Annotated in this window: 6 protein-coding genes and 2 pseudogenes; 5 read left to right on the top strand and 3 right to left on the bottom strand. The window is 52.8% G+C overall.

Translation table 11 applies throughout. The features are described 5' to 3' along the window. The 3 genes and pseudogenes from INT22_RS09305 to INT22_RS22100 form a co-directional block, all read right to left on the bottom strand. On the bottom strand, window positions 1-1,026 hold a 1,026-nt coding region (locus tag INT22_RS09305), incomplete at its 3' end, for an IS3 family transposase (protein ID WP_193068115.1). Then, entirely contained in the window at window positions 1,023-1,427 is a 405-nt protein-coding gene (locus INT22_RS09300) for a transposase (RefSeq protein ID WP_027961730.1), read from the bottom strand. The genes INT22_RS09300 and INT22_RS09305, both read right to left, overlap by 4 nt. A 227-nt stretch (window positions 1,428-1,654) precedes the next feature. Further along, a pseudogene (locus tag INT22_RS22100) lies at window positions 1,655-1,993 on the bottom strand (HD domain-containing protein); the annotation flags it as partial. A gap of 331 nt (window positions 1,994-2,324) precedes the next feature. Between INT22_RS22100 and INT22_RS09290 the strand changes: the two are divergent. From INT22_RS09290 to INT22_RS09265, 5 genes and pseudogenes are all read left to right on the top strand, one after another. Next, a pseudogene (locus INT22_RS09290) lies at window positions 2,325-3,224 on the top strand (GlxA family transcriptional regulator); the annotation flags it as partial. A 326-nt stretch (window positions 3,225-3,550) separates the two neighbouring features. Next, window positions 3,551-4,600: a DUF2235 domain-containing protein gene (locus INT22_RS09285; protein ID WP_193068111.1), complete on the top strand. Its 1,050-nt coding sequence runs from the start codon at window positions 3,551-3,553 to the stop codon at window positions 4,598-4,600. Window positions 4,601-4,746: 146 nt separating this feature from the next. Beyond that, window positions 4,747-5,007 (top strand): DUF427 domain-containing protein, encoded by a 261-nt coding sequence (locus INT22_RS09280; RefSeq protein ID WP_193068110.1) that lies wholly within the window; start codon window positions 4,747-4,749, stop codon window positions 5,005-5,007. A 150-nt stretch (window positions 5,008-5,157) separates the two neighbouring features. After that, window positions 5,158-6,138 (top strand): hypothetical protein, encoded by a 981-nt coding sequence (locus INT22_RS09275; protein WP_193068109.1) that lies wholly within the window; start codon window positions 5,158-5,160, stop codon window positions 6,136-6,138. Between the two features lie 1,063 nt (window positions 6,139-7,201). Then, window positions 7,202-7,688 (top strand): hypothetical protein (locus INT22_RS09265; protein ID WP_226912557.1); only part of this gene is annotated, 487 nt, incomplete at its 3' end.

Genomic DNA, 7,688 nt, shown 5'->3' with positions numbered 1-7,688 from the left:
GCTGTAGGGGGCCGGGTCGTCGTCATCGGGCTGTACTGGATTGATCGAGACACTGTCCGGTGGCAGCGCCACCTTTGGGCGTCCGCGTAGGAACCGCTCGGGATGCGCCTCGAAGCTGTCATCGAGCGCTCGCTGGCGGACCTCGGCAATCTCGCGATATCGGCCGGTGAAGACCTGCTCCGGCGTGAAGCCAGCCAGCCCGCTGTGATGGTGCAGCAGGTTGTACCAGTCGACGTAAGCGCTGTACCACTGCCGGGCATGGACGATGCTCTCGAAGCGCCCCGGGTAATCGGGCTGGTACTTGCTGGTCTTGAACTGGCTTTCGCTGAAGGGGTTGTCGTTGCTGACCCGCGGCCGGCTATGACTGCACGTGACCCCCAGCTCTCCCATGAGATCCAGATAGCTCCGGGCGATCATCGGCGAGCCTCGATCCTGGTGGAGCGTCAGTGCGCCATGCGGGATACCGTAGCGATCCACGGCCTCCTGGAAGAGCTGCTGAGCCAAGGCGGCATTCTCCTTGTGGGAGACCATCCAGGCCACGATGAAGCGGCTGTACAGGTCCAGCACCACGTAGAGGTTGAGGTAGACGCCGCGTCGCCGCGTGGGCAATTTGCTGATGTCCCACGTCCAGGCCTCATTGGCGGCCCTTGCCGTGATGCGTGGGACGGCATGGTGTTGGGGAGCACGCTGAGGACGGCGGTCACCGCTCTCCTTGGCCTCACGCAGCTGCCGGTACCACGTGCTGAGCGAGCCAAGATAGATCCCTTGCTGCAGCAGGTCGTGATAGATCTCATACACCGGCTGATCCCGATAGGGCTCGCTATGTGCGATCTCCAGCATTTTCGCTCGCTCCTCGGCCGACAGGGCCCTGGGCTGCGGGCAATGCCGGCGCGACGTTGAAGCTCCGGTATAAGGCTCATGGCGGCGTTTTCGCCAGGCGTACACCGTGCTGCGGTTGATGCCCAGGGCTCGGCAGGCCATGGCCAATGGGAGGCGCGCCGGGCGCTCTTCGAGCACCGTGATCATGGTTCGCTCCCATTGTTCATGCGATCGAGCATCGATAGCGCTTTTTTTTGGAGCGATAGGCAGTCTTCGGCGGTCGAGAGCCTCTGCTGAAGACGGGCGTTCTCACGCTCCAGTGCCTCGATACGCTTCTGCTCCGGCGTCTTGCTCGGGTTCGGCCCTGGGGCGGTCTTGTGGAGCTTCTCCACGCCGCTCTCGGCAAGCTCCTTGCGCCAAGTGGTCAGCTGGCTGTTGTAGAGCTTTTCGCGGCGTAACAGCTGCCCGAGCTCACCATGCTGGCAGGCATCGGCTTCTGCGAGGATGCGCAACTTGTATTCGGTCGAGAACTGACGACGTGTGCGTTTCTCCAGCTTGGGATTCGGCGTGACCTGATGATCGGGCAGCTCGGTTGGCGGTTTAGGCATGATACGGGCTCCTGAACCTCGGGCTCTGATATTGAGCTTAACTCACTGAGCCGGTGTATGGATTCAGGTTGACACACAGGGCGGGCGTGTACTACTTCAGTCATGCTGGCCAGGATTTCTTCACGAAAGCCTGTGCGTGGATAATCGGCGTGCACTTTCGTAATTGCGCTATCCGGTAACAGATGATGCCCCGCGCCGATCACATCAAGGTGGGCAGCGCGTTGCAGACAAACGGCCTCGGGTTCGTGGTGGGCCAAGGATAGGTAGGGATTGAGATGGTAGCTGATCGCTTCGTAAACCGCTCGTTGACGCTCTGGGGGCCACTGCTGGCTTGCCGCTAAATCTCTTGCGCTACGCGCACCCACGATGGCGAAGCCACAACAAGCTGTTTGTTGGTGAAAATGGCCAGTCAGGCCAAGATCATGAAGAAGGCTGGCAACATAGAGCGTTTCAGCATCAATACGTAGCCCATGGAACTGCGCCCATAGCTGGCCGAAAAAAAAGGTTCGCAAACAGTGCAGCCGTAATGGCTCGCTGTAGTGCTGGGCGGCCAGTTCATCCGCCATTCGTGTGATTGACGATTCCGGCACTACAACGCGATCAGGGGCTATCCGCCGCCGCTGCTGCTGGTAGGCACCTAGATTTAACGCTAGGCGCGATAGCGTTTCACCAAGCTGCGCCCGCACTAGGCCCGCTAGCATTTTCATGCGGTCTGTTGACGATAAGATACCGTCACTTTTCTCACCCCACGCCATTGAGCCCAGTTTCGCCATGCTATTCGCCCTCGGATTTTACTGTTTAAACGAGGCCTCAGTGTCACGTACCTGGGTACTAGAGAGGAGAGGCGTTATCGCCATATAATTAGGCGATAACGCCATTAGGGAGGTCAGCCCGTCAATGCGTGTCGCGATCCTCGCGTTCGACCACTGCCTGAGCATGGAAGTGTGCACCGTTAGCGATTTGTTGCTAATGGCTAACCGTGTTGCGCAGTACAACACGAACAATGATCAGCCTCCGTTCCAGGTGGAAGTGATTAGCGTGCGAGGCCGACGGATTAAGGCTGCCGGATGCATTGAGTTAAATACGACTCCCGCGACGGGCAAGATTGATCTGCTTATTGTGCCGGGAATAGATGTTGCGCAACTAGAGATAGGCCGGGACGACCTCAACGAATTCGGCCAGGAAATCCGCTTTATCCGCAAATGCTTTTCAAGCGGAGTGCCGGTTGCTTCTATCTGTGCGGGAGCCTTTCTGCTTGCTGAAGCCGGCCTGTTAGATGGTCGGCGTGCAACGACAGCATGGCTATTTTCGCCCCAGTTGGCCCGCCTGTATCCCGCTGTTCAGGTAGATTCTGATGCCCTGTTGGTAGAAGACAGGGGAGTGATCACGGCTGGCGCATTCAGCGCCGCAGCAGACCTCGCTCTGCACCTGATTCGCAGGCACGCTAGCCCAGATTTGGCCCAGCAGGTAAGTGGCTTAGCGCTGACACCTCCAGCGCGTGAAAGCCAAGCGCCGTACATCGAACCACTGCTGTTGCGAAGCAATGAAGAGCGCTTTTCAACCCAGGTTGAGCGCTGGCTACTGCAGCGATATACCGAGCCCTACGATCTACAGCGCTTGGCGGACGCCTTTCATGTCAGCACGCGCACGCTGCTGCGCCGCTTCCGCAATGAGAGTGGCACCACACCGCTACTCTGCCTGCAGCGTCACCGAGTGCATATGGCCAAGAGCTTACTGCGCACGACATCCTTGACCGTGGCGCAGATCACCGAACGCGTTGGCTATCGGGATGTAGCAAGCTTTTGCGCTCTTTTTAATCGTTTAGTGCAGCTATCGCCCAGCGAATATCGTCGACAGTTTGCTCCGGTGCGCATCAACGCGCTTTGCTAACGAGCTGTGTCTGCATCGCCGCAGAAAGCGTGAGGCAGTCCGCCGGTTGGCTATCAGCAGGTGACTATCAACAGTTGACTATCAACAGGTGACGGGATGAATTGTCGACTAACCTTCATTAAGTAATGTGGAGGTCGCAGGTACGCGTTGGCCAAGAGCGCATCGCGCATCGTCTGCCCCTCATTAAGCGATTATGAGCACTGTTCAAAGGCGTGCATCATCATGGGGGCACCATGGCAAAGCAAAAATTGACTCTGCTATTCGATGGCACCTGGAACGACCCTGAAGATCAAACCAATGTTTATCGTATTACCCGGCTGCTCCATGATGACGATGACGGTATCAGGCAGCGGTTCTATTATGATCCCGGTGTAGGGACGTCCAAATTTCAGCGCTTTTTCGGCGGAGCCTTCGGTTATGGGCTAAGCAAAAACCTACGGGAAGGCTATGACTGGCTGGCAAGGCATTACAGTGAAGGCGATGAGATCTGGATATTTGGATTCAGCCGCGGTGCCTACACCGCCAGAAGCCTAGTGGGGATGATTCGTAAATGCGGGCTAGTGCATGTCGTCACGCCAGGGCTGCTTGATAAGGCTGAAAGTATTTATCGAAACCGTGATTTGCACCCCGATTCTGAGGTGTGCACAGAGTTCAAGAAGCGCTTCAGCCGCCAGCCCAGGGTTCATTTCATTGGCGTGTGGGATACCGTTGGCGCACTGGGCGTGCCAGGAACCAACCTGTTCAAAAGCAAATACGATTGGCACGATACCGAGCTTTCCAGCATTGTCGATTATGCCTATCAAGCGGTCGCGCTGGACGAACACAGGTCGGCCTATAACGTATCGCTCTGGACGAGCAAGGATGGCAAGCAGAAAACAGGTAATCGCAACGTCGAGCAGCGCTGGTTTATCGGTGCCCACGCCAATGTAGGCGGCGGTTATGGCGCTGGCGACACGCTGGCCGACATACCGCTGAGCTGGATGTTAACCAAAGCGCAGCAGGCAGGCCTAAAAGTGGCCCCCTTCAATGCTGCAGAGGATGCTTGGAAAATGGCACCGAAAGATTCGTTTGCTGATTTTCTGAAAGGGCTTTACGCCAAGTATGCACGCCTTAGATACAAGGGCGACGGCCGATTTTACCGGCAGTATGCGCAGGGTATGCAGGGGCTGCCTGCGGTGAATATTTCAGTCGATGAGAGTGTATGGAAGCGTTGGGCTGATACCGCGTGCAAGTACCGGCCACGTACCCTGACCGATGCCCACCTTTCCCCACCGGAGGAGTAGGCCGGGCGGCGGCGTGGAAGTGATGAATGATCTAGGTCATGAAGTGACCAATATCGACTAAAAACTAAGTGCTCAAAGTAGGCTAAATATAATTTAACTGCTAGGATCGAAGCATTAGAGCGAATAACGCCGCAGGGAACAACCTAATGCCAAATGCCCCACGCATTGAGCTTCACCCTATTAGCCAACGCGTGCAGGCGCATGTTGATGGCACGTTAGTTGCTGGCTCCATCGACACCATCGAACTCCGCGAACACGGCTACCCGCCACGCTATTACTTCCCACGTGAAGACGTGCGGATGGACTTACTCACCGTGTCAGAAACCACCACGTATTGCCCATTCAAAGGGCATACGGTGCATTTCTCGCTGGGTGAACACCAGGATATCGCTTGGAGCTATGAGTAGCCGATTGGCGGCATGGAGGCGATAGCAGGGAAGGTGGCTTTTTATGAGGAAAGTCAATGACGCTTTTTGACCCTAAGCGACCATCCCGGCGAAAGCGGTATGCTGGTTCAGCAGTGTTAGATGTCTTGAGGTAAACGGGAGGCGCATATTATGACTTCGAATCCAAACCATGCTTATCTAGCTGGCGAAGAAGCTTCTGGTTACAGTATGGAGCTATGGGGGGCTATGGGCGTTCTTGCTCCGTTTTTGACCAAAAAGCAGCTGCGGGCAATCGAATCCGACCTGCAGCTAAACCGCAGTGACTTTGATGAGGCGAAGTATCTTCAGGCCGCGTGCGAAACGGCAATCTCCTCGACGATGGGGCGTTTGTTTCCAGATGCATTTGTCTATGAGCGGAAAATCAAGCCTCCCAAAGATGTAGATTGTTCTTTTGAAAAAGACGGATTTCGATTCAACTTCGAAATCAAGTGTCCTGACTATTCAAGGCAACACAAAATTGATCAGACCCACGCTTTCAAGGTTGGTGCATTTGGTCGTATGGATGACTACCAATCACTGGTGGAGAAGTTGCAGCGTGAGGTGTTCAATGCCGAAGGAAACCCTAACGCTGATCCAGATAAGCCGTTGATATTACAGCAGCATATGGACAACAAGTTGAAAGACTTTTTATTGTCGGCTCACGGAAAATTTGCCGACAATTCCTCAGAGAAGGAACTAAATGTTCTGGTTGTATGTTGCTCTGACCGCATGAGTATGCAGGAGTGGTTTTTCTACATGTTTGGGTCGCAAGGACTGCTAACCCAGGATTCCTACCATCCACCCGAGCAGTACGACAACGTTGATTCTGTCATTCTGACGAACATCTACCATCGCCATCACGACTACAAAAATAAGGGTAAGTTGAGTGATCACTGGGATTGGAGCAAGTCCTTCAACTTGATATTTTCGAATCCATTGAGGAAGAAAGATAAAATGGAAGCAAGTTGGAAGTTAGTGGATCTGATACCGAATCATTCATTGGAAGTCACGAGTTTTGAGGTGAAAAATGGGGTGGAGGAGATGCGAATCGTTCATTTCATCGTTGAAGAGCTTTTATCCAAAGGTCTGTACTATTTCCAACCAGACATCTAACAAATCATTGCTGCGGACATTTGACCCGCCACTCATTTTTGTTTTCGCAAATACAGGCGATACCTCAAACACCGCTGAATTCAGGCGTTGAGGCTGTAGAAAAGGTTGAAATCATTTGTCGACTAGAAATTGTTCAATAATTGAACTAAAAATAGGCTCTAACCTTAAAATTTGAAGCACTTTTTACCGAAAAGTCTTCTAAATTTTACGTATGAGCATCATCGAAAAGTTGGTCGAGGGCTTTTCTACAGCCTCGTTAGGCACCATAGGCTAAATTCCTGCAATTCTCAGAGATTACAAGAGAGATATGATGGCTCTAATCGCATGCCCAGAGTGTACTACTCAAGTATCAGACAAGGCGCTGAGTTGCCCCAGCTGCGGCTGCCCGATCGCGGCGCCACCACCTGCAGCAACTGCGCCAATGATCAATGTAAGCAAGAGTCGAGGCACCTATATTATTCTTGCAATTCTTCTCGGTGGCTTTGGATTCCATAATTTCTATTCCGGCCATGTGGGATCAGGGGCAACAAAGCTAGCTCTTATCCTTGTCACGTTCCTTCTTGACCTGAGTACGGGCTTCTATTCGGCATTCTCGTTGATCTTGTTGGTAATTTGCTGGCTTTGGGCGCTTGTTGAGGCTTGTGTCGTCAAAGCAGACACTCGTGGCAATCAGTTGCAATAGAGGTATAGACCACATAAGTATGTGTTCAAGTTGAAGCCGCTTCGTTTCAGGGGGGCATCTGGCAGATACTGCTTACTATATATTTGGCTTCACTACGCATCTCGGCTTAACTTAAGCGTTACATCAAAGACCGCTCTTGGTCGAATGCAGAGCTTCAAACTATACTGATGGGGAGATGACAGATAACGACCCAAAGCGGCCGTGCCAGGAAATGCAGCAGGCGCGCGAATTTTGGCTATGCGGCCTAATGAAATTTAGTAGTCAGAAGGATCATAGGCTTGGGAGAATCTGGCAGGCTGCATTTGCCGGAAAAAAGTGCCAGCGCGTTCATTCAATCATAGAACGCGCCGTCTAATACGCTGTTAGCGCCATAAGGAAACTATGAGAGATTTAGGGTTAATGGGAGAGAGCACCTTCAGTCTTTGGTGTGCTGACGTTGGCTTGATCCCAAACGGTTCTCAAATAGATAAGACTGGGTGGGATTTTTTTGTCGAGTTCCCGTTCAGCTCCGGAATCTCAACTCATGAGATTCATAAGTCAGCATTTGAGTGCAAAGTTCAGGTCAAAGCAACCGATAGGAATCAAAGAAAACTACCCATAACCTTATCAAATCTAAGGCGACTGATTACCGCGCAAATGCCCGCATTTTTTGTCTTTATCGAATTCGACGGGAAGGAGGTCGCTCAGAGAGCGTTTGTTGTCCATGTTGATGACAATCTGATTTCCAAGGTCTTGAAAAGACTGCATCAGGTAGACCAGAGTGAAAGAGATAACAATTTTAATAAACGAAAAATGACTATAAGTTATGATGAAAGTCACGCCATTGAGTTGTTGAATGGCGCAGGTTTGAAAGAGCGGTTTTTATCTT

It is taken from the genome of Halomonas sp. 3D7M (assembly GCF_014897885.1).
Lineage (GTDB): Bacteria > Pseudomonadota > Gammaproteobacteria > Pseudomonadales > Halomonadaceae > Vreelandella.
This window is presented reverse-complemented; position numbering and strand designations above follow the sequence as displayed.

Excerpts from the sequence above, each read along its gene's own strand:
- INT22_RS09280 (WP_193068110.1), top strand. The coding sequence starts at position 4,747 with ATGCCAAATGCCCCACGCATTGAGCTTCACCCTATTAGCCAACGCGTG.
- INT22_RS09285 (WP_193068111.1), top strand. The coding sequence starts at position 3,551 with ATGGCAAAGCAAAAATTGACTCTGCTATTCGATGGCACCTGGAACGAC.
- INT22_RS09275 (WP_193068109.1), top strand. The coding sequence starts at position 5,158 with ATGACTTCGAATCCAAACCATGCTTATCTAGCTGGCGAAGAAGCTTCT.
- INT22_RS09300 (WP_027961730.1), bottom strand. The coding sequence starts at position 1,427 with ATGCCTAAACCGCCAACCGAGCTGCCCGATCATCAGGTCACGCCGAAT.